This is a genomic window from Xanthomonas sp. CFBP 7698 (assembly GCF_003600855.1).
Classification (GTDB): Bacteria; Pseudomonadota; Gammaproteobacteria; order Xanthomonadales; family Xanthomonadaceae; genus Xanthomonas; species Xanthomonas cannabis.
The window spans coordinates 1-18,933 of sequence record NZ_PRDN01000007.1 but is presented as its reverse complement, the minus strand read 5'-3'; the positions used below and the strand labels follow the sequence as shown (position 1 = coordinate 18,933).

Genomic DNA, 18,933 nt, shown 5'->3' with positions numbered 1-18,933 from the left:
AGCCGCGACGTGCAACAGGCAGGTTGCAGGCATGCTTGCGTACGCACACAGCAACACCACTGCCGGCGCTTTCACCAGACCTTCGATAGTGCCCTGTTAGAACGGGTCGCCAGTGCAGACGCGGGCGAGGCATGCCGCACCCGGGACTGCCTGACGACCTCTGTGCGCATGACCGTCTGCCTCAAGGACCCTCGCCGGTGACGAAGCTCTCGACCGAACACCTGCAGAAACATCTGGGCCGCCTGCAACGCAGTCTGCCGATGGCGCTGCTCAATCGCTTTCTCGAAATCGACGTGATGACGCAGGCCGCGTCGCTGTCGTTCTATGCCTTGTTGTCGCTGGCACCGCTGCTGGTGCTGCTGTTGTGGCTGACCGCATCGCTGTATCCGCCGGCGCAGGAAGCACTGGTGCAGCAGATCGCGCAATTGGCCGGCGGCAGCGCCGCCGAAGTGGCCGATACGGTGATCCGCAACGCCACCGATCAACCCGGGGTCGGATCGTTGGCGGGTCTGTGGAGCACGCTGTTGCTGTTCGTCGGTGCCACTGCGGTATTCGCGCAGCTGCAGAACGCCTTGAACCTGATCTTCCGTACCGACAAACAGCGCCTGGAAGGGCTCATGGCGTGGCTGAAGAAGCGCGTCTTTTCGTTCGGCGTGATCCTGGCGCTGGGCTTCCTGTTGATCGTGTCGATGATTGCGACCACCGCATTGCAGGTGGTGTTCGCGCGGCTGCCCTCGGTGCTGCCAGCAGTGGGGTATGTCACCACGCTGGCGCTGTACTCGCTGGCCTTTGCGTTCCTGTATCGCTACCTGCCCGATCGCACCGTGAACTGGCGCCAGGCCTTTGTCGGTGGCGTCATCACGGCCTTGTTGTTTGCGCTGGGCCGCTATGCCATCGGCGTGTACATCGCCAAGGCCGCGCCCGGCAGCGCCTACGGGTCGATGGGTACGCTGGTGATCCTGCTGGTGTGGATGTACTACGCCTCGGTGGTGTTCTTCGTCGGCGCATTGCTGACCGCGGTGATCGACGAGCGCGTGCGCTCGCATCGCAAGCTGCGCGAGGCCGGGGTCGACCCGGAGCATCCGCCGCAGGTCATTGCAACGCCGGATGCCGTGGTGCCGCCGAACCCGCCACAGGCAGCGCCGCGCCCCTGAGACCGCGCCGCACGCTGCCTCACGCCTGACTGCTGCGCCACCGGTAGACCGCTGGCGCCAGCCGGTGCCAGCTGCTGGGATATCCTAGCGGGATGGCCCGCATCCCCGACGCATTCATCGACGAACTGCTCGCACGCACCGACATCGTCGAGGTGGTGGGCGGCCGGGTGCCGCTCAAGCGCCAGGGCAAGGAATACTCGGCGCGCTGCCCGTTCCATGACGAGCGCTCGGCGTCGTTCACGGTCTCGCCCACCAAGCAGTTCTACCACTGCTTCGGCTGCGGCGCGCACGGCACCGCCATTAGTTTTCTGATGAATTACGACCGCCTCGAGTTTCTCGATGCGGTCGACGAGCTGGCCAAGCGTGCCGGCATGGACATCCCGCGCGACACCCAGCAGCGCACGCCGCAACAGCAGGACGACAGCCGCGAGCTGTATTCGGCACTGGAAGCGGCCACCAAGTTCTTTCAGCGCCAGCTCGAAGGCAGCGACCGCGCCCGCGACTACCTGGACGGGCGCGGCGTGGACGCCGACAACCAGGCACGCTTCCAGATCGGCTACGCCCCCGACGGCTACAGCGCCTTGAAGGACACCCTGGGCACCGATGCGCGCCGCATGAGCGTGCTCGAACGCGCCGGGCTGTTTTCCAAGAACGATCGCGGCCACGTCTACGACAAGTTCCGCGACCGGGTGATGTTCCCGATCTTCGACCGCCGCGGCCGCGTGATCGCCTTCGGCGGCCGCATCATGGGCGCGCCGACCGACGGCCGCGACCCGGGCCCGAAGTACCTCAACTCGCCGGAAACCGCACTATTCCACAAGGGCCGCGAGCTGTATGGCCTGTGGCAGGTACGCCAGGCCAATCAGAAGATCGAACGGCTGATCGTGGTCGAGGGCTACATGGACGTGGTCTCGCTGTTCCAGTTCGGCGTCACCCAGGCGGTGGCCACGCTGGGCACCGCCACCACGCCCGAACATGCCGAGCTGCTGTTCCGCAACGCGCCGGATGTGTACTTCTGTTTCGACGGCGACAACGCCGGGCGCAAGGCCGGCTGGCGCGCGCTCGAATCGGTGCTGCCGCGCATGAAGGACGGCCGCCAGGCGTTTTTCCTGTTCCTGCCCGATGGCGAAGACCCGGACACCATCGTGCGCAAGGAAGGCGCGCAGGCGTTCGATCAGCGCCTGAAACAGGCCACCCCGCTGTCGCAGTTCTTCTTCGACGAGATGTCGCGCGAGATCAACCTGCACACGCTGGACGGCAAGGCACGCCTGGCCGAACGCGCACGTCCGATGCTGGCGCAGATCCCCGAAGGCGCATTCGGCGATCTCATGAAGCAGGAACTGGCGCGCATGACCGGCGTCGGCGCGAGCACCGCTGCGCAACAGTCCCCGGCCAAAGCGCGGCCACCCGCGCGCATGGTGGCCCCCACGCAGAAGCGCAGCCTGGTGCGTGCATCGATCGCGATCCTGCTGCAACAACCGTCGCTGGCGATGAGCCTGGAAGGCGACCACGATTTTTCGGGCCTGCGCCTGCCCGGCATCGAGTTGTTGATGGAGCTGCTGGCGCTGGTGCGGCAACGCCCGGAAATCAGCACCGGAGCGCTGCTGGAGCATTTCACCGACCGCGACGAGCTGCCGGCCCTGCAGAAACTGGCCGCGCAGGAGCTGCCCGGCGACGAGCACAGCTGGGCGATCGAACTGCACGACGTCGTTGCCCAGCTCGACAAGCAATTGCTGCGTCAGCGGGTGGAAGAACTGCAGGCCAAACAGCGCGCGCAAGGCCTGGACCACACCGATAAATACGAAATGCGCGAGTTGCTCAAGGCGCTCGCCGCACTGTGATGTCGTGGCTGCCGGCGTCGTGGCAGGGGACGCAGGGCGCATCACTGCACTGGCGCGCGTAGACGATGGTGACGCGGCGACACAGGCTGCGCCCGCACGCGTCGTAGAATGGCCCGCTCCAGGCGCGTGATCGCGCGACACCTCCCACCTCGATGAAGAAGCTGCTGGCGCGGTTGCGCATTGATCCCTTCACCCTCGCGCTGCTGTGCACGGTCACGCTCGCCTCGTTTTTACCGGTCTCGGGCACGGCCGCTGCGGTCATGGACGATGTCACCGATGTCGCCATCGCCGCGCTGTTCTTCCTGCATGGCGCGCGGTTGTCGCGCGAAGCGGTCAAGGCCGGCGCGCTGCACTGGCGGCTGCATCTGGTGATCCTGGCCTGCACGTTTGTGCTGTTTCCGCTACTGGGGCTGCTGTTCAAGCCGTTGGCGCATCTTGCGCTGACGCCGGAGCTGTACATCGGCGTGCTGTTCCTGTGCGCGTTGCCGTCCACGGTGCAATCGTCGATCGCCTTCACCTCGATGGCGCGCGGCAACGTGCCCGCCGCGGTCTGTGCGGCCTCGCTGTCCAGCCTGCTGGGCGTGTTCTTCACGCCCTTGCTGATGGGCGCGCTGGTCGGCAGCCAAGGGGCCATGGCGCATCCCGCCGAAGCCATCGGCAAGATCCTGCTGCAGTTGCTGGTGCCGTTTCTGGCCGGCCATTTTCTGCGCCCGTGGATCGGTGGCTGGGTCGAGCGGCATCGCGCCGTGCTGCGCTACACCGATCAGGGCACCATCCTGCTGGTGGTCTACACCGCCTTCAGTGCATCGGTGAATGAAGGGCTGTGGCAGAAGACCCCGCTGCCGGCATTGCTCGCCGTCCTGGGCGCCGCCGCGCTGCTGCTGGCGGTGGCGATGCTATCGATCACCTTCATCGCACGGCGCCTGCGCTTCAACCGCGCGGACGAAATCGCCATCGTCTTCTGCGGCTCGAAAAAAAGCCTGGCTACCGGCGTGCCGATGGCCAAGGTGATGTTTGCCGGCGGCGGTCTGGGAGCCATCGTGCTGCCGATCATGCTCTACCACCAGTTGCAGCTGATCGTGTGCGCCTTCGTGGCCGCCCGCTATGCGCGTACCGCGCCGGACCCCGCGCAGGGCCAGGCCGGCCATCATTGAGGATGCTGGGCGCGGCCCACTGCGCATTGCATGACACCGGTTCGCCTGGCCGACTGCTGCCGGTTGTCAGCACAGATACAACGGTTATGACGCCCACGCGCCAGCGTGCGCTAGCGTAGGCGATCGACATTTGCCAACCCCACGGTGACTGCCATGACGTTGTCGTTCCGACGCCCATCCCCGCGCGCGACCGCGCTGCTGGCAGCACTGGCGCTCCTGGCGGGATGCAACAAGCCCGCGCCCCCGGCGGCACCGGCGACAGCGCCCAAGGCAGCCACAACGCCTGTTCCCGCGTCCGGCATCGCCTGGCGCGAGGGCGACGTGGACGATGCCTTCGCCGAAGCCAAGGAGAGCGGCAAGCCGGTCCTGCTGTACTGGGGCGCAGCCTGGTGCCCGCCCTGCAACCGCCTCAAGGCCACCTTGTTCAAGGACCCGGCGTTCATTGCGCGTACCCAGCAGTTCGTTGCCGTGCACCTGGATGGCGATTCGGAAGGCGCGCAGGCCTGGGGCGAGCGTTTCGGCATCAAGGGCTATCCCACCATCATCGTGCTGCGCCCGGACCGCAGCGAGATCACCCGCCTGGCCGGCGACGCCGACACTGCCCGCCTGGTCGACGTATTGCGCGTGGCTGCACGCAGCACCAGCACCGCCAGACAGCTGCTGGACACCGCCCTGCATGCGCCACAGACCCTGACTCCAGACGACTGGTCGGTGCTCGGCAACTACGCCTGGGGCACCGACGACCGTCTGCTCAAGCGCGAGGAGGCAGCGGACGTGCTGACCCGGCTGTCCAAGGTGGCGCCACAGCCGGCGCTGCAGCGAAGCTTTGCGCTGGCGGCACTCACTGCCGCCAAGGACCCGCCCGCCCCCGCTCCGGGCTATCGCACGTTGCTCGAGTCGGTGCTGGCCGATCCGGCAGAGGTGCGCGCCAATCTCGGCACGCTGAACTACATGCCGGCACGCCTGGTCGCTGCCGCCAGCGCCGATGCCGGCGAACGCGCCACCCTGTCCGCCGCGGTGGTCAACGCCCTGGACAAGGCCTACGCCGACCCAACGCTGCCGGTCTCCGACAGGCTCGGCACTGCCTTCGCACGCATCCAGTTGGCCCGCCTGGCGCAAGGCCAGCCAATCGAGACCGAGCCCAAAGATCCGCCGCCGCTTCCGCAGGAGCTGGTCGATAGCGTTCGCCAGCGCGTGCAGTGGGCCAGCGAAACCGCCAGGACCGATGAAGAACGTCAGTCCACCATCAGCACGGCTGCGGCCCTGTTGAGCGAGGTGGGCGACCACAACGGCGCCGAGCAGCTGCTGCTGGCAGAGCTCTCGCGGACCCGGACGCCGTACTACTACATGCCCGAACTGGCAGATCTGGCCGAACACCGTGGCGACAAGAAGACCGCGCTGGCATGGCTCAGGAAGGCCTACGAGGGCGCGCAGGGCCCGGCCACCCGCGTGCAATGGGGCGTGCTGTATGTCGATGGCCTGATCCGGCTCAGCCCGGACGACACGGCAGCCATCGAGACCGCCGCCACGCAGGTGATCGGCGAGCTGGCCGGGCAACCGGACGGCTACCGCCAACGGACCCGGCAACGGTTCGACACGCTCGCCGCTGCCCTGAAAGGCTGGAGCAAGCAGCATCGCCGGGACGGCAGCGCGGTCCTGGCCAGGTTGCAGAAGAAGATGCAGTCCAGCTGCGACAGCAAGAATGCCAGCGACTGCGCCGGCTGGCTGAGCTGAGAGCGGATGCCTGCAACAGCCTGCTGCCTGCCGCCTGCCGCAGGCAGGCTGCAGGCCTGGCGCATGCCCTTTAGCGAACCCAGGGCAGCAGCAGGTGATCGACCATCAGAAACGCGAACAGCGCCATCAGGTAGACGATGGAATACCCGAACATCTTCATCGAAAACAGCTCGTCCGGTGGGTCCAGCATGCGCCACGCATACCAGAGGAACACCGCGTTGAGCACCACCGCCCCGCCGAGATAGAACACCCCGCTCATGCCCACCGCCACCGGTAGCAGGGTCACGATGGCCAGCAGCACCGTGTAGACCAGGATCTGCTTGCGCGTGTGCGGCACGCCGTGGGTCACCGGCAACATCGGAATCGCGGCCTTGGCGTAATCGGCGCGCCGGAAGATCGCCAGCGCCCAGAAATGCGGCGGCGTCCAGATGAAGATGATCAGCACCAGTAACGCGGAGTTGATCCAGTCGGCGCTGGTCGGCAGCCCGGTCACCGCCGCCCAGCCCAGCATCGGCGGCGTGGCACCCGCCAGCCCGCCGATCACGATGTTCTGCGAGGTCGCCCGCTTCAGGTAGACGGTGTAGATCACCGCGTAACCGATCATCGATGCAAAGGTCAGCACCGCAGTGATGACGTTCACCCACACCACCAGAATGGTCATGGAGATCACGATCAGCACGCCGGCAAAGACCAGCACCTGCCACGGCCGCACCTTGCCCACCACCAGCGGCCGCCACGAGGTGCGCGCCATCTGTGCATCAATCTTGGCATCGAGCAACTGGTTGATCGCCGCTGCCGCCGAGGCGGCAAGCCAGATGCCCAGGAAACCCAGCGTTCCGGCGCGCACTTGCGCCCAGGTGGGCAGGCCGGGAACGGCCAGGAACATGCCGACCAACGCGGTGAACACGATCAGTGCCACCACTTTCGGCTTGGTCAGATCCCAGTAATCGCGTGCACTGACAGCCATGCTCACTCCGGCGCGCGCAGCCGCGCCAGCAGCGACACCAGCACGAACAGCAAGGCCACCGCGCCGCCGTTATGCAGCACCGACACTTCCAGCGGCAGCGCTAGCTTGACGTTGAGCATGCCCAGCGTCACCTGCACGGCCACCAGCACCGCCAGCGCGCTGGCCCACACCCGCATGCCCGGCGAGCGCGACAGACGCCACGCCAGCCACCACAGGTACAGCGCGGTCGCCATCGCCCATAGCCGGTGCGCCATCTGGATGGCGATCCGCGCCGCGCCATCGAGCACGCCGCCTTCGTAATCCACGCCGATGCCGCGCCACAGCGTGAAGCCCTCGCGGAAGTCATGCGGTGGCCACCACTGGCTGACACAGCGCGGGAAGTTGTCGGCCGACCAGCTGCCGCCACCGCAGGCCAACGCCGCATAGTTGGCACTGACCCAGCCGCCCAGCGCGATCTGCAGGCCCAGCACTGCCACACCCAGGCGCAGCAGCCATTTCAAGCGCGACGCGTCGGCCAACGTGATCGGCAGGTGCGTTGCGCGCCACGCCATCCACACCAGCAGCGAAAACATCAGCATGCCGCCGAGCAGATGGCCCATCACCACGATGGGCTTGAGCAGCAAGGTCACCGTCCACATGCCCAGCAGCGCCTGGAAGATCACCACCGCCAGCGTCAGCACGGCCGCGCGCGCCAGATCGATATTGCTCCAGCGCAGGGCCGCCAGCAGCAGGATCGCCTCACCGGCAATCGCCACACCCATCGCCGGGATGTGCCAGCCGGACATGTACAACGGGATCGACAGCGCCACCAGCACCGCGGCCGAGACCACCTGGGCGATGCCCATGCGACGTCGGCGCGCTGCCAGCAGCGACAGCACCAGCACCTCCACACCCAGCGCACCGGCCAGGAAGCGGTGCACCTGCTCACGCCAGGCCTTGTGCGATTCCAGCGGGCGGATCTTGCTGGCCACGTGGGTGTTGGCTTCGTCGGTGGTCTGCGGCCAGGTCACGCGGCCGTAGCAGGTCGGCCAGTCCGGGCAACTCATGCCGGCATCGGACAGGCGCACGAACGACCCGAACAGGATCGTGCTCGCAGTGAACAACGCCGCCAGCCAGGCCATGCGGTGGAAGTGGCGGAACAACGCCGGTGGCGCAAACAGATTCATCGGGCTCACATCAGTTTCAGCAGCTTGACCAGATCCGCGCGCAAGCCCGCCGGGGCGAACCCGGGGGCGTAGCGCAGGATCACGAAGCCATTGGGGTCGATCACATACACCGGCACGCCGGCGGCATCGTTGGCGCGCGGCAGCGCTTGCCGCAAGTGCGCGTCGTCGCGCAGTACACGCAGGGCGGGCATCGGCGGCAGGCCAGCCGGTGGCGCGCCGATCCACAGCACCTCCACCTTGTCGGCGCGATGCCCGAGCAATTGCCACACCTTGTCCAGCTCGGCGGCCAGCGCCACGCAGCGCTGCGCACAATCTGCCGGCGGCGCAAGCGCAATCCGCCAGATGCGCTCGCCCGGCGCCCACAGGTACGGCCGCCCGTCCGCGCGCAACGGCGTCATCGCCCGCAGGTCGGCAGGCGGATGCAGCAGTTCGCCGTTGTTGCGCATCGCCGCTGGCTGCCAACCGGAGAAGCGCAGCACGCCGGCCAGCAACATCGAGCCGAAGAACAGCACTGCCAGCGCAATCAGCATCCTGCGGCCGCGTTTGACCGAGTGCGGCGTGGCCGATGTGGAAGAGGTCATGGCGGCGATTTTCTCATGCCGCAGGCGTCAGTGCCCGCGCAGACGGCGGCGTCGCGCACGCCATGTCAGCAGCGTGGCCGTGGCCAGCACGGCAGCTGCCAACCCGAACCATTGCACCGCGTAACCCAAGTGCCGCGCGGGTGGCAGCGTGTTTGGCAGCACATCCAGATCGCGCACGTAGCCCACCGGCAACGCCGGATCCAGGCGCAGGACCTGCGACGAAATGTCGCGCCTGCCCAACGCATCGCGCAGCGTCTGCGTATCCAGGCGCGTGGCCAGCCAGGTGTGCGCTGTCGCGGTGGGCGCCAGTGCAGGACCGATGGCCAGGCCCGCCGATGGCGGCGCGCTCAACAGACCCTGCACTGCCTGCACCCCCTCATATGCCGCGATGGGCGGCAACTGCCGATCGGCCGGCAGCGGCAGCCAGCCCAGATCGACCAACAGCGTGCTGGCGGTGCCCTCTACGGCGGCCAGCTGATAGACGCGCAGGCCGGCACGCCCCGCATGTAACTGGTTGTCCAGCAACACCTGCGCCGGCAAAAACCGCACCCGACCGCTTACCCAGCACAACCCGGGCTGAGCCTGCACGGCCTGGCGCAGGGTCAGCGGCCTTTCGCGTACATGCGCGGCACGTTCCAGCAGTGCTTCCTTGCCGTGCATGCGGTGCAGCTGCCACTGCCCGAGCGCTGCGAATCCGGCACTCAGCAGCAGCGCCAGCACCCACCCGATCGCGGCGGTGTGCTTGCGCGTCATGACAAGCGGCGCAAAAAGGCGTGCAATGCCCACACCACGCCGACGACTCCCGGGGCTGCTGTGAACGATTCGCTCAAGACGCTGCTGATTGTCGCCTTCCTGATCGTGATCCTGTGGAACCTGGGTGCCGGTCTCTACTACCTGTTGACCGACCGCGGCCAGACCAAGCGCACCGTCAACGCACTCACCTGGCGCATCGGCTTATCGGTCGCGTTGATCGCCATCGTGATCATCGGCATCTACACCGGCTGGATCAAGCCGCATGGACTAGGCCGCTAGCGCGGCCGGGAATGGGGAATCGGGAGTAGTGAATCGTAAAAGCAAAAGCGGGCTTGCTATTGCTATTGCGATTCCCGATTCCCGATTCCCGATTCCCGACTCTCAAAGTACATACACGAACAGGAACAGCGCCAGCCACACCACGTCGACGAAGTGCCAGTACCAGGCAGCCGCTTCGAATGCGAAATGGTTGTCGCGACTGAAGTGTCCCTTGGCAGCGCGTAGCCACATCACCGCCAGCATGATCGTGCCCAGCAGCACGTGCATGCCGTGGAAGCCGGTGAGCATGAAGAAGGTCGAGCCGTAGATGCCCGACCCCAGGGTGAGATTGAGTTCGGTATAGGCGTGGATGTATTCCTCTGCCTGCAGGAACAGGAACACGCAGCCCAGCAGCACGGTCAGGCCCAGCCACAACAACAGCGCCCCACGTCGACCACCCTTGAGTGCGTGATGGGCGATGGTCAAGGTCACACCGGAGCTCAGCAGGATCAGTGTATTAATCAGCGGCAGGCCCCAGGCGGGAATGGTCTGGAATTGCCCGCCGATCGTGCCCGGGCCGTTGGTCGGCCATGCAGCGGAGTAGCCGTTCCACAACAGCTCGTTGGTCATCACCCCATCGCCTTCGCCACCCAACCAGGGCAGCGTCAGCACGCGTGTGTAGAACAAGGCGCCGAAGAAGGCGCCAAAGAACATCACCTCGGAAAAAATGAACCACACCATCCCCATGCGGAACGAGCCGTCCACCTGGCGGTTGTAATTGCCGGCGTTGGACTCGCGAATGACATCACCAAACCACATGAACAAGGTCGCCAGCAACATCGCCATGCCGGCGAAAAAGGTCCAGCGCCCCCAGGCCGCATCGTTGAGCCAGCTGGCCACGCCAATCATCATCACGAACATCGCAATCGAGCCGACAAAGGGCCATTTGCTTTGCGTCGGGACGAAATACGCATCGGCGTTGGGACTGTGATCGGCCATGGCGTTGCTTCCGTGTCGTGGAGCGGTGGATGAAGGCTACGGTGCCGCGCGCGGCGCGCCGGATGCACTGCCGCCCGGCAATTGCGAAGTCAGCGCGTCGTTGCGGTAGAACGTGTACGACAAGGTGATCGTGGTGACTTCCGGCGGCAACGCAGGGTCGACGATGAACCGCAGCGGCATGTCGCGCGTTTCACCGGCCTGCAGGGTTTGCGCGGTAAAGCAGAAACATTCGGTCTTGTTGAAATACCCGGACGCACGCGCAGGCGCCACCGACGGCACCGCGCTGCCGACCACCGCCCGCTTGCTGTCATTGCGCGCGAAATACAACGCCTCGTTGAGTTCGCCGGGCACCACATCCATCGTCATCTGCTCAGGATGGAAGGTCCACGGCAACTTCGAATTGACCCCCGCATCGAACTCCACGCGCACCGTGCGCCTGCCCGGCACCGCGACTGCACCACCTGCGCCAGCAGCACTCGCGCGCGTACTGCCCGGCGCACGCTCCATGCGGATACCGAACACCTTCTCGCAGGCGATGCGGTACAGCGGCACCAACGAAAAGGTCAGCACGAACACGCCCAACACCACGCCCAGCAGCTTGAACAAGCCCGCTGTTGGCACAGGTGCTGGCGCGCGCGCATTCATCGCCCGATGACTCCCGACGCGATGAAGCCCGCATAGATCAGCAACGCGATGATCCCCACCGTGATGGCAGTGCGGCGCACGGCACGGCGTTGCTGCGCCTGCCGTTCGGCAGCCGACAGCAGGCGCGTCACCGCCGGCTCCGATGCAGACTCAGTGGCCGATGTCTTCATGCGCAAGATCTCCAGGCTTGATCACCGGCGGCACGGTGAAGGTATGCGCCGGCGCCGGCGATGGCACCGTCCATTCCAGCCCCTTGGCACCTTCCCACGCACGCGCATCGGCACGGGCACCGCTGCGCAACGAAGAGAACAAGATCGCCGCCATCAGGAACGGGGTGGCGAACATGCCGAACGCACCGATCGAGCTGACCAGGTTCCAGTCGGCAAACACCACGTTGTAATCGGGAATACGCCGCGGCATGCCGGCCAGGCCCAGGAAGTGCTGCGGGAAGAACAGCAGGTTGACGAAAATCATCGTCCACCAGAAATGCACCTTGGCCCAGTTCTCGTTGTACATCCGGCCGGTCCATTTCGGCCACCAGTAGTACACCGCCGCAATCAACGCGAACACCGCGCCGGTCACCAGCACGTAGTGGAAATGCGCGACCACGAAATAGGTGTCGTGATACTGGAAGTCGGCCGGCACGATTGCCAGCATCAAACCGGAGAACCCACCGATACTGAAGAGGATCACGAACGCCACTGCCCACAGCATCGGCGATTCGAACGTCAGCGAGCCCTTCCACATCGTGCTGACCCAGTTGAACACCTTCACTCCGGTCGGAATGGAGATCAGCATGGTGGCGAACATGAAATAGATCTCGCCGCCCAGCGGCATGCCCACCGTGAACATGTGGTGCGCCCACACGATGAAGCTCAGGAACGCGATCGCCGCAATCGCATATACCATCGCCTGGTACCCGAACAGCGGCTTGCGGCTGAAAGTGGGGATGATTTCGCTGACCACGCCGAACGCCGGCAGGATCATGATGTAGACCTCCGGGTGCCCGAAGAACCAGAAGATGTGCTGGTACATCACCGGGTCGCCGCCGCCGGCCGCGTTGAAGAAGCTGGTGCCGAAGAACTTGTCGGTCAGCAACATGGTCACCGCACCGGCCAGTACCGGCATCACCGCAATCAACAGGAAGGCGGTGATCAGCCAGGCCCAGCAGAAGATCGGCATCTTCAGCAGATCGATGCCCGGCGCACGCATGTTGAGCACGGTGGCGATGATGTTGATCGCGCCCATGATCGAACTGACACCGGCCACGTGGATCGCAAACACGCTGAAGGCCACGTTGTAGCCGCCCTGCAGCGACAGCGGCGGATACAAGGTCCAGCCACCGGCTGGCGCACCACCCGGCAAAAACAGCGTCAGCAACAGCAGGGTAAAGGCGACGGGCAGCAGCCAGAACGACCAGTTGTTCATGCGCGGCAGCGCCATGTCCGGCGCGCCGATCTGCAGCGGGATCATCCAGTTGGCCAGGCCGACGAACGCCGGCATCACCCCGCCGAAGATCATCACCAACGCATGCACGGTGGTCATCTGGTTGAAGAATTCCGGCTTGACGAACTGCAAGCCGGGCTGCATCAGTTCGGCGCGGATCACCACGCTCATCGCCGCGCCGATGATGAACATCACGAAGGAAAACAGCAGGTACAGCGTGCCGATGTCCTTGTGATTGGTCGAAAAGAACCAGCGCTCGACGAAGCCGGGCTGGTGGTGTCCGTGGTGATCGACTGCGGTATGCGCCATGACGGAACGACCTCTACGAAGCGGTGCGGTTGCGAGCGGTGTTAGAGAGCGGCGGTCGGTGCGGCAGGTTGCGCTGCCGGCGCCGCGGCAGGCGCGGCTTCACCAGCAGGTGCGGCCGCTGGTGCAGCGGGTGTCGGGGCGCCCGCGGGCACGGGCGCTGCCGCGGGTGCGGTACCGGCAGCGCGGCGCGCCGCCAGCCAACGCTGGAATTCGGCCTTGGGCAACGCCTCGACCACGATGGGCATGAAGCCATGATCCTTGCCGCACAATTCGGCGCACTGGCCGCGATACACGCCCGGTTGCTCGATATTGGTCCAGGCCTCGTTGACGATGCCCGGGATCGCATCCTGCTTCCAGCCAAGCGCCGGCACCCACCAGGCATGGATCACGTCGTCGGCGGTGATGACAAAGCGGATCTTGGTGTTGACCGGCAGCACCAGCCGATTGTCGACATCCAGCAGGTAGTGCGGCTGCGAAGCGACTGTGGGCCGCTCGCCGCTCTGGCGGATGCGGTCCGACTCACGCGCCAGGCGGCTGGTGAATTCCACCCCCTGGCCCAGATATTCGTACTTCCACATCCACTGGTAACCGGTCACCTTGACGGTCATTTCCGATTCGCGGGTGTCGTACATCGCAATCAACTTGGCGGTCGCCGGCCACGCCATCGCAATCAGCACCAGCACCGGAATCACGGTCCACAATACTTCGGCCTGCGTGTTGTGACTGAACTGCGCAGCGACGGCCCCCTTGGACTTGCGGAACTTGAACATCGCATAGCCCATCGCCGCAAACACCAGCGCGCCGATCACCACGCACACCCACAGCGCCACCATGTGCGCCTCGTAGGCCATGCGCGCAGTCTGGGTGACGCCGCGCCCCATATTGAGCTGCCACTCCTTCGGATCGGCCGACTGCGCCCACACGGCGGGTGCGCACGACAGCGCCGCCATCGCCAGGCCAAAGCGTGAATACGTCGACTTCCAGCTGCTGCGTTGCGTCATTGCCTAGACCCTTACGTCATCGGTGACGGCCATTGGCGGCCGCGAGCAAGCGTTTCAGCGTATCTGCCAGTTCCACACGTTCGGCCGGCCCGAGAAAACTTCCGATCTCGATCTGCCTGCCGCTGCTCACCAGCAGCACCCTGTCGTCGCGCTCCATGCATAGCCGCACCCAGTGCGGATGTGCCTGAAACGCTGGTGGCGCCTGTCCGGACGGAAACACCTCAACGGCGGTCTCCCCCACCCGGATCGCTTCTTCGCGCTCGCCACTTCGCCACAACTGACGTAGCGCCAGCGCCACCACACCACTGTGCAACAGGGCGAATACCGGCGCGAATGCATTGCCGGTCCACCACCCCAGGCCCGCAAACAACCACATCGTTCCTGCCAGCACCGCAAACAACATCACGAATTGCCTGGCCGACAGCGCCCGCGGAGGTCGCAACCGCAATTGCGTCCCGACCCCTTCGGACATCAACGGCAGCACTTCGATCATGGCAACACGCAGCGGACTGCGGGAATAGCCCGATGGTAGACCCGCGCGAACGCATGCGGCAAGCATTTCCGGCGATCAAGAATTTGCTGCAGTGCAGCTAAAAACACGCGTAAATCAATCACTTCCGAAAACCCACGACGGCACAACCCAACGACGGGGCCTGCGGTCACAGCCAGTGGCGACCTGCACAAAACGGCGGGAAAGCTGCCGCTTCCACACAAGTGCGCACGCACCCTCGCTCTCTAGAATGGGCATGGATCTCCAGGCATCTTTCGCATGAACGCTCAGCTCGACCCGCTTGCCTCCGCCGCCGTTCCACATCCGCTGCTCGCCCCCGAATTGCCGGCCGCATCCGGCGCCTTGCGCGCCGCCATCACCGCTGCCTGGCTCAAGGACGAGGCCGAACACGTCCGCGAACTGCTCGACCAGGCGCGCCTGCCCGCCGCCGAGCAGGCCAAGGTGCAGGCGCTGGCCGCCGATCTGGTCACCCGCGTGCGTGCACGTGCGCAGGACCAGGGCGCGATCGAAGCCTTCATGCGGCAGTACGATCTCGGCAGCGAGGAAGGCGTGCTGCTCATGTGCGTCGCCGAAGCGCTGCTGCGCATTCCGGACCAGGAGACCGCAGACAAGCTGATCCGCGACAAGCTCGGCGATGCGGACTGGAAAAAGCACATGGGCGGCAGCGATTCGGTGCTGGTCAATGCTTCGACCTGGGGACTGATGCTGACCGGCAGGCTGGTGCAGCTCAACGACCTCACCCGCGCCGATGTGCCCGGCGCCTTCAAGCGCTTGATCGGCCGCGTCGGCGAGCCGGTGATCCGCCTGGCAGTGCGCCAGGCAATGAAGATCATGGGCCACCAGTTCGTCATGGGCCGCACCATCGGCGAGGCGCTGTCGCGTTCGCGCAAGGGCGACAACGCCGACTACCGCTATTCGTTCGACATGCTCGGCGAAGGCGCGCTCACCATGAAGGATGCACAGCGCTACCTGCAGGCATATCGCGATGCCATCCATGCGATCGGCCGCAGCGGCAGCTTTGTCGGCACCGATGTGTTCGCTGCACCCAGCATCTCGATCAAGCTTTCCGCGCTCTACCCGCGCTACGAACACGCCAAGCGCGCGCGCGTCATGGCCGAACTGGTTCCAGGCGTGCTGGAACTCGCCCAGCTGGCCAAGTCCTACGGTATCGGCTACACCGTCGACGCCGAAGAGGCCGACCGTCTGGAGCTGTCGCTGGACATCATCGAAGCCACCTTCTCCGACCCGTCGCTGGAGGGCTGGGAAGGATATGGCCTGGCGGTGCAGGCGTATCAGAAACGCACGCCGTACACGATCGATTTCCTGGCCGACCTGGCGCGTCGCGTTGGCCGCCGCATCCCGGTACGGCTGGTCAAGGGCGCGTACTGGGATGCGGAGATCAAGCGGGCCCAGATTGAAGGCCATTCTGGCTACCCGGTGTTTACCCGCAAGCAGAACACCGACGTGTCCTACCTGGCCTGCGCACGTCGCATGTTTGCGCACAGCGATGCGCTGTACCCGATGTTCGCCACACATAACGCGCAGACGATTGCTGCCGTGCGCGCCATTTCCGCCGGCAAGACCTACGAGCACCAGAAGCTGCACGGCATGGGCGACGACCTGTATGCCGAAGTGATCCCAGCCGATCGCCTGGGCCTGCCGTGCCGTGTGTACGCGCCGGTCGGCTCGCACGAGGATCTGCTGCCTTACCTGGTTCGTCGCCTGCTCGAGAACGGCGCGAACTCCAGCTTCGTCAATCGTATTACCGATGAGGACGTTGCCATCGAAGACCTGATCCGCGATCCGGTCGAGGCTGTCACGTCGTTTGCATCCATCCCGCATCCAAAGATCCCGCTGCCGACCGATCTGCTGCGCAGCCAGAACCAGAACAGGAAAAACTCCATGGGCGCCAACCTCGCCAACGACAACGATCTGCGGCAGCTGGCCGAGCAACTCAACGCCGCAATCAAGCCATGGACAGCCGCACCGCTGGTTCCAGGTGCGGTAATCAGCACGCCGCGCGAAGCCGTGCTCAATCCTGCAGATCGCCGCGAGACGGTGGGTCACTGGCAGCCAGCCGATGCGGCCACGGTCCAGAAGGCACTCGCTGCGGCCGCGGCTGCACAACCTGGGTGGAACCGCACGCCCGCGGCCAGCCGCGCCACCATCCTGGAGCACGCCGCCGACCTGCTGGAAGCACGCATGCCCGAGTTCATGGCCATCTGCGTCAAGGAAGCGGGCAAGACCCTCCCGGATGCCGTGGCCGAAGTGCGCGAGGCGGTCGACTTCTTGCGTTACTACGCCGGCCAGGCGCGCGCGCAATTCGGCGCGCCCGAACGCCTGCCCGGACCGACCGGTGAATCCAACGAGCTGCAATTGCATGGCCGCGGCGTCTTCGTCTGCATCAGCCCCTGGAATTTCCCGCTCGCGATCTTCCTTGGCCAGGTGGCGGCCGCCTTGGCGGCCGGCAACAGCGTAATCGCCAAGCCCGCCGAACAGACCAATCTGATCGGCTATGCGGCAGTGAAGTTGCTGCACGACGCTGGCGTCCCGGAAGCTGCAGTGCAGTTTCTGCCTGGAGATGGCGCCACCGTCGGTGCAGCCTTGACCAATGACCCCCGGGTGGCTGGCGTGGCATTCACCGGCTCCACCGAGACCGCGCGCATCATCAATCGCACCCTGGCCGCGCGCGATGCGGCCATCGGCGTGTTGATTGCCGAGACCGGCGGGCAGAACGCCTTTATTGCCGATTCCTCCTCGCTGCCCGAAGCCGTCGTGAAAGACGCCATCTCCAGCGCGTTCATCTCAGCCGGACAGCGTTGCTCGGCCGCACGCGTCCTGTTCGTCCAGGACGACATCGCCGACAAGGTCATGACCATGCTGGCCGGTGCCATGGGCGAGCTGAAGATCGGCGACCCGGGCCTGCTCTCGACCGACGTTGGACCGGTGATCGACGCCGATGCGCTCAAGATCCTCGACGATCACGCGGCACGCATGGACCGTGAGGCGCGCCTGATCGGAAGTACCAAGCTGGATGAAGCTACCGCCCACGGCAGCTTCTTCGCCCCGCGCGCCTACGAGCTGGGCTCGCTGGCCCAGCTGCAGCGCGAGATTTTCGGGCCGGTCTTACATGTCATCCGCTGGAAGGCCGACCAGCTCGATGCTGTCATCGATCAGATCAACACGACTGGCTACGGCCTGACCCTGGGCGTGCATTCGCGCATTGATGAGACCATCGAGCGTATTACCTCGCGGGTTGCAGTCGGCAATGTCTACGTCAACCGCAACCAGATCGGCGCGGTGGTCGGCGTCCAGCCGTTCGGTGGCCAAGGCCTGTCAGGTACCGGCCCCAAGGCCGGCGGCCCGCATTACCTGCTGCGCTTTGCAACCGAAAAGGTCGTCACCGTGAATACCACCGCAGCAGGTGGCAATGCATCGTTACTGACCCTGGGCGATTGATCAAAAAAGCCGCACGCAAAAAAACCCCGCCTGGTGCGGGGTTTTTTGTGTGTGCATGGCGGTGTGGAAACCGGGTGACTGATCAAAACCCATTCCCGTTGTCGAACAATGACAGATCCATGCACATTCCCTGCCGATCAGTAGTGCAGGTCGCCGAACGCCACGTCAGAACAGAGCACAGATAGCACCGCACTGGGTGGATGTATCCAGTGCATCGCTTCTGTTGCAACAGCAGCTCTTTACGCCGGAATGCATCCAGCAAGGGCAAGGAGTAACTTCGGCTGCCGCCCTCCCCCCCTGCTAGCAGAGGTAACAGTGATCAGACCCGTGTGCTGGCACCAACTGCGAGCCATTCAGCGCTGACGTCCTCCGCTCACGACCTCCACCGATGCCCATCGTGTTTTAACGCATGCCCCCTCTATCGGCTTCGGCTCGATAGGTTGTCACCAAGATCCGGTCCCAAGCGATCAGGCGAGCATCTATTGGCCGCTCACCACGGCACCTATGGCAGCCCCAGACCAGCGGTCCTGCGGTCGCCGCTCTCGATGCACGCAGTTTTCCACTCACAACTTCTGCCGGTGCCCGATGACGCTTAGCGACGCCTTTCAACATCAGCCCCTCTGGTGCCCGCGGAGGCGGTTGTCGCTGTTTCTTAGCGGAAGTCGCGCACCGGGCGAAGCATCGTAGATGCGTATCAGCATGCTGCAATTACCGCTATCTGAGAGGCGGCCTAGCCGAAGAGGCGGCATGCTGCGGTATGCGCGGAGCAGGCGATGCGCAGGCAATCAGGCGTCCGTTGGACGCTGCGGCGGCGTTGATTTGAAGGCTCACATGTCGCAGCCACCGCAGTGCGCTAAAAGACGGAGGCTGTGCCCAACATTCGGGCAAAAAAGAAACCCTCAGTCCAGTTGGACTGAGGGTTTCGGGTAAAGCCCCTGGCGATGACCTACTCTCG

16 protein-coding genes are annotated in these 18,933 nt (G+C 65.2%); 6 read left to right on the top strand and 10 right to left on the bottom strand.

Annotation, left to right across the window (positions count from 1 at the left end; genetic code table 11):
* The first annotated feature begins 197 nt into the window (after nt 1-197).
* The 4 genes from XnspCFBP7698_RS19520 (at nt 198) to XnspCFBP7698_RS19505 (ending at nt 5,883) form a co-directional block, all read left to right on the top strand.
* A complete protein-coding gene (locus XnspCFBP7698_RS19520) occupies nt 198-1,154 on the top strand; it encodes a YihY/virulence factor BrkB family protein (protein WP_104581268.1) in 957 nt (318 codons plus the stop codon).
* 92 nt (nt 1,155-1,246) lie between these two features.
* Nucleotides 1,247-2,995, top strand: a complete 1,749-nt coding sequence (gene dnaG / locus XnspCFBP7698_RS19515; RefSeq protein ID WP_123137694.1) for a DNA primase — start codon at nt 1,247-1,249, stop codon at nt 2,993-2,995.
* Nucleotides 2,996-3,147: 152 nt separating this feature from the next.
* Entirely contained in the window at nt 3,148-4,149 is a 1,002-nt protein-coding gene (locus tag XnspCFBP7698_RS19510) for a bile acid:sodium symporter family protein (protein ID WP_123137693.1), read from the top strand.
* Nucleotides 4,150-4,302: 153 nt separating this feature from the next.
* Nucleotides 4,303-5,883, top strand: a complete 1,581-nt coding sequence (locus tag XnspCFBP7698_RS19505) for a thioredoxin family protein (protein ID WP_123137692.1) — start codon at nt 4,303-4,305, stop codon at nt 5,881-5,883.
* Between the two features lie 70 nt (nt 5,884-5,953).
* On the opposite strand, the gene cyoE is transcribed toward XnspCFBP7698_RS19505, so the two are convergent.
* Genes cyoE through XnspCFBP7698_RS19485 form a run of 4 tightly spaced genes read right to left on the bottom strand, consistent with a single transcriptional unit; the run spans nt 5,954 to nt 9,350 of the window.
* The gene (gene cyoE, locus XnspCFBP7698_RS19500; protein WP_104581265.1) at nt 5,954-6,850 is read right to left on the bottom strand and encodes a heme o synthase; all 897 of its coding nucleotides are present in this window, start codon (nt 6,848-6,850) and stop codon (nt 5,954-5,956) included.
* A gap of 2 nt (nt 6,851-6,852) precedes the next feature.
* A complete protein-coding gene (locus XnspCFBP7698_RS19495; protein WP_123137691.1) occupies nt 6,853-8,016 on the bottom strand; it encodes a COX15/CtaA family protein in 1,164 nt (387 codons plus the stop codon).
* 5 nt (nt 8,017-8,021) lie between these two features.
* Nucleotides 8,022-8,597 (bottom strand): hypothetical protein, encoded by a 576-nt coding sequence (locus XnspCFBP7698_RS19490; RefSeq protein ID WP_123137690.1) that lies wholly within the window; start codon nt 8,595-8,597, stop codon nt 8,022-8,024.
* A 27-nt stretch (nt 8,598-8,624) separates the two neighbouring features.
* Nucleotides 8,625-9,350 carry an SURF1 family protein gene (locus tag XnspCFBP7698_RS19485; RefSeq protein WP_123137689.1) on the bottom strand — a complete coding sequence of 242 codons (726 nt, stop codon included), beginning with the start codon at nt 9,348-9,350 and terminating at the stop codon, nt 8,625-8,627.
* Nucleotides 9,351-9,410: 60 nt separating this feature from the next.
* On the opposite strand from XnspCFBP7698_RS19485, the gene XnspCFBP7698_RS19480 reads away from it, so the two are divergent.
* The gene (locus XnspCFBP7698_RS19480; RefSeq protein ID WP_123137688.1) at nt 9,411-9,629 is read left to right on the top strand and encodes a twin transmembrane helix small protein; all 219 of its coding nucleotides are present in this window, start codon (nt 9,411-9,413) and stop codon (nt 9,627-9,629) included.
* Between the two features lie 102 nt (nt 9,630-9,731).
* Here XnspCFBP7698_RS19480 and XnspCFBP7698_RS19475 read toward each other — a convergent pair whose 3' ends face one another.
* The 6 genes from XnspCFBP7698_RS19475 to XnspCFBP7698_RS19450 are packed head-to-tail and all read right to left on the bottom strand — an operon-like array spanning nt 9,732 to nt 14,501.
* Nucleotides 9,732-10,607 carry a cytochrome c oxidase subunit 3 gene (locus XnspCFBP7698_RS19475; RefSeq protein WP_039408675.1) on the bottom strand — a complete coding sequence of 292 codons (876 nt, stop codon included), beginning with the start codon at nt 10,605-10,607 and terminating at the stop codon, nt 9,732-9,734.
* Between the two features lie 36 nt (nt 10,608-10,643).
* The gene (locus XnspCFBP7698_RS19470) at nt 10,644-11,252 is read right to left on the bottom strand and encodes a cytochrome c oxidase assembly protein (RefSeq protein ID WP_104581261.1); all 609 of its coding nucleotides are present in this window, start codon (nt 11,250-11,252) and stop codon (nt 10,644-10,646) included.
* Nucleotides 11,249-11,383: a hypothetical protein gene (locus XnspCFBP7698_RS21850; protein ID WP_008577456.1), complete on the bottom strand. Its 135-nt coding sequence runs from the start codon at nt 11,381-11,383 to the stop codon at nt 11,249-11,251. The genes XnspCFBP7698_RS19470 and XnspCFBP7698_RS21850 overlap by 4 nt, the downstream gene beginning before the upstream one ends.
* 19 nt (nt 11,384-11,402) lie before the next feature.
* Complete coding sequence (ctaD, locus tag XnspCFBP7698_RS19460; protein ID WP_123137687.1) at nt 11,403-13,007, bottom strand: cytochrome c oxidase subunit I; 1,605 nt, start codon at nt 13,005-13,007, stop codon at nt 11,403-11,405.
* A gap of 41 nt (nt 13,008-13,048) precedes the next feature.
* Complete coding sequence (coxB, locus tag XnspCFBP7698_RS19455) at nt 13,049-14,008, bottom strand: cytochrome c oxidase subunit II (protein WP_047694549.1); 960 nt, start codon at nt 14,006-14,008, stop codon at nt 13,049-13,051.
* Nucleotides 14,009-14,024: 16 nt separating this feature from the next.
* Complete coding sequence (locus XnspCFBP7698_RS19450; RefSeq protein ID WP_039408691.1) at nt 14,025-14,501, bottom strand: DUF2244 domain-containing protein; 477 nt, start codon at nt 14,499-14,501, stop codon at nt 14,025-14,027.
* A gap of 276 nt (nt 14,502-14,777) precedes the next feature.
* On the opposite strand from XnspCFBP7698_RS19450, the gene putA reads away from it, so the two are divergent.
* Complete coding sequence (gene putA, locus XnspCFBP7698_RS19445) at nt 14,778-17,978, top strand: bifunctional proline dehydrogenase/L-glutamate gamma-semialdehyde dehydrogenase PutA (protein WP_123137686.1); 3,201 nt, start codon at nt 14,778-14,780, stop codon at nt 17,976-17,978.
* Nucleotides 17,979-18,933 lie beyond the last annotated feature (955 nt).

Coding starts and splice junctions, on each gene's coding strand:
- dnaG (WP_123137694.1), top strand. CDS start 1,247: ATGGCCCGCATCCCCGACGCATTCATCGACGAACTGCTCGCACGCACC.
- XnspCFBP7698_RS19510 (WP_123137693.1), top strand. CDS start 3,148: ATGAAGAAGCTGCTGGCGCGGTTGCGCATTGATCCCTTCACCCTCGCG.
- XnspCFBP7698_RS19505 (WP_123137692.1), top strand. CDS start 4,303: ATGACGTTGTCGTTCCGACGCCCATCCCCGCGCGCGACCGCGCTGCTG.
- cyoE (WP_104581265.1), bottom strand. CDS start 6,850: ATGGCTGTCAGTGCACGCGATTACTGGGATCTGACCAAGCCGAAAGTG.
- XnspCFBP7698_RS19495 (WP_123137691.1), bottom strand. CDS start 8,016: ATGAATCTGTTTGCGCCACCGGCGTTGTTCCGCCACTTCCACCGCATG.
- XnspCFBP7698_RS19490 (WP_123137690.1), bottom strand. CDS start 8,597: ATGACCTCTTCCACATCGGCCACGCCGCACTCGGTCAAACGCGGCCGC.
- XnspCFBP7698_RS19485 (WP_123137689.1), bottom strand. CDS start 9,350: ATGACGCGCAAGCACACCGCCGCGATCGGGTGGGTGCTGGCGCTGCTG.
- XnspCFBP7698_RS19475 (WP_039408675.1), bottom strand. CDS start 10,607: ATGGCCGATCACAGTCCCAACGCCGATGCGTATTTCGTCCCGACGCAA.
- XnspCFBP7698_RS19470 (WP_104581261.1), bottom strand. CDS start 11,252: ATGAATGCGCGCGCGCCAGCACCTGTGCCAACAGCGGGCTTGTTCAAG.
- ctaD (WP_123137687.1), bottom strand. CDS start 13,007: ATGGCGCATACCGCAGTCGATCACCACGGACACCACCAGCCCGGCTTC.
- coxB (WP_047694549.1), bottom strand. CDS start 14,008: ATGACGCAACGCAGCAGCTGGAAGTCGACGTATTCACGCTTTGGCCTG.
- XnspCFBP7698_RS19450 (WP_039408691.1), bottom strand. CDS start 14,501: ATGATCGAAGTGCTGCCGTTGATGTCCGAAGGGGTCGGGACGCAATTG.
- putA (WP_123137686.1), top strand. CDS start 14,778: ATGAACGCTCAGCTCGACCCGCTTGCCTCCGCCGCCGTTCCACATCCG.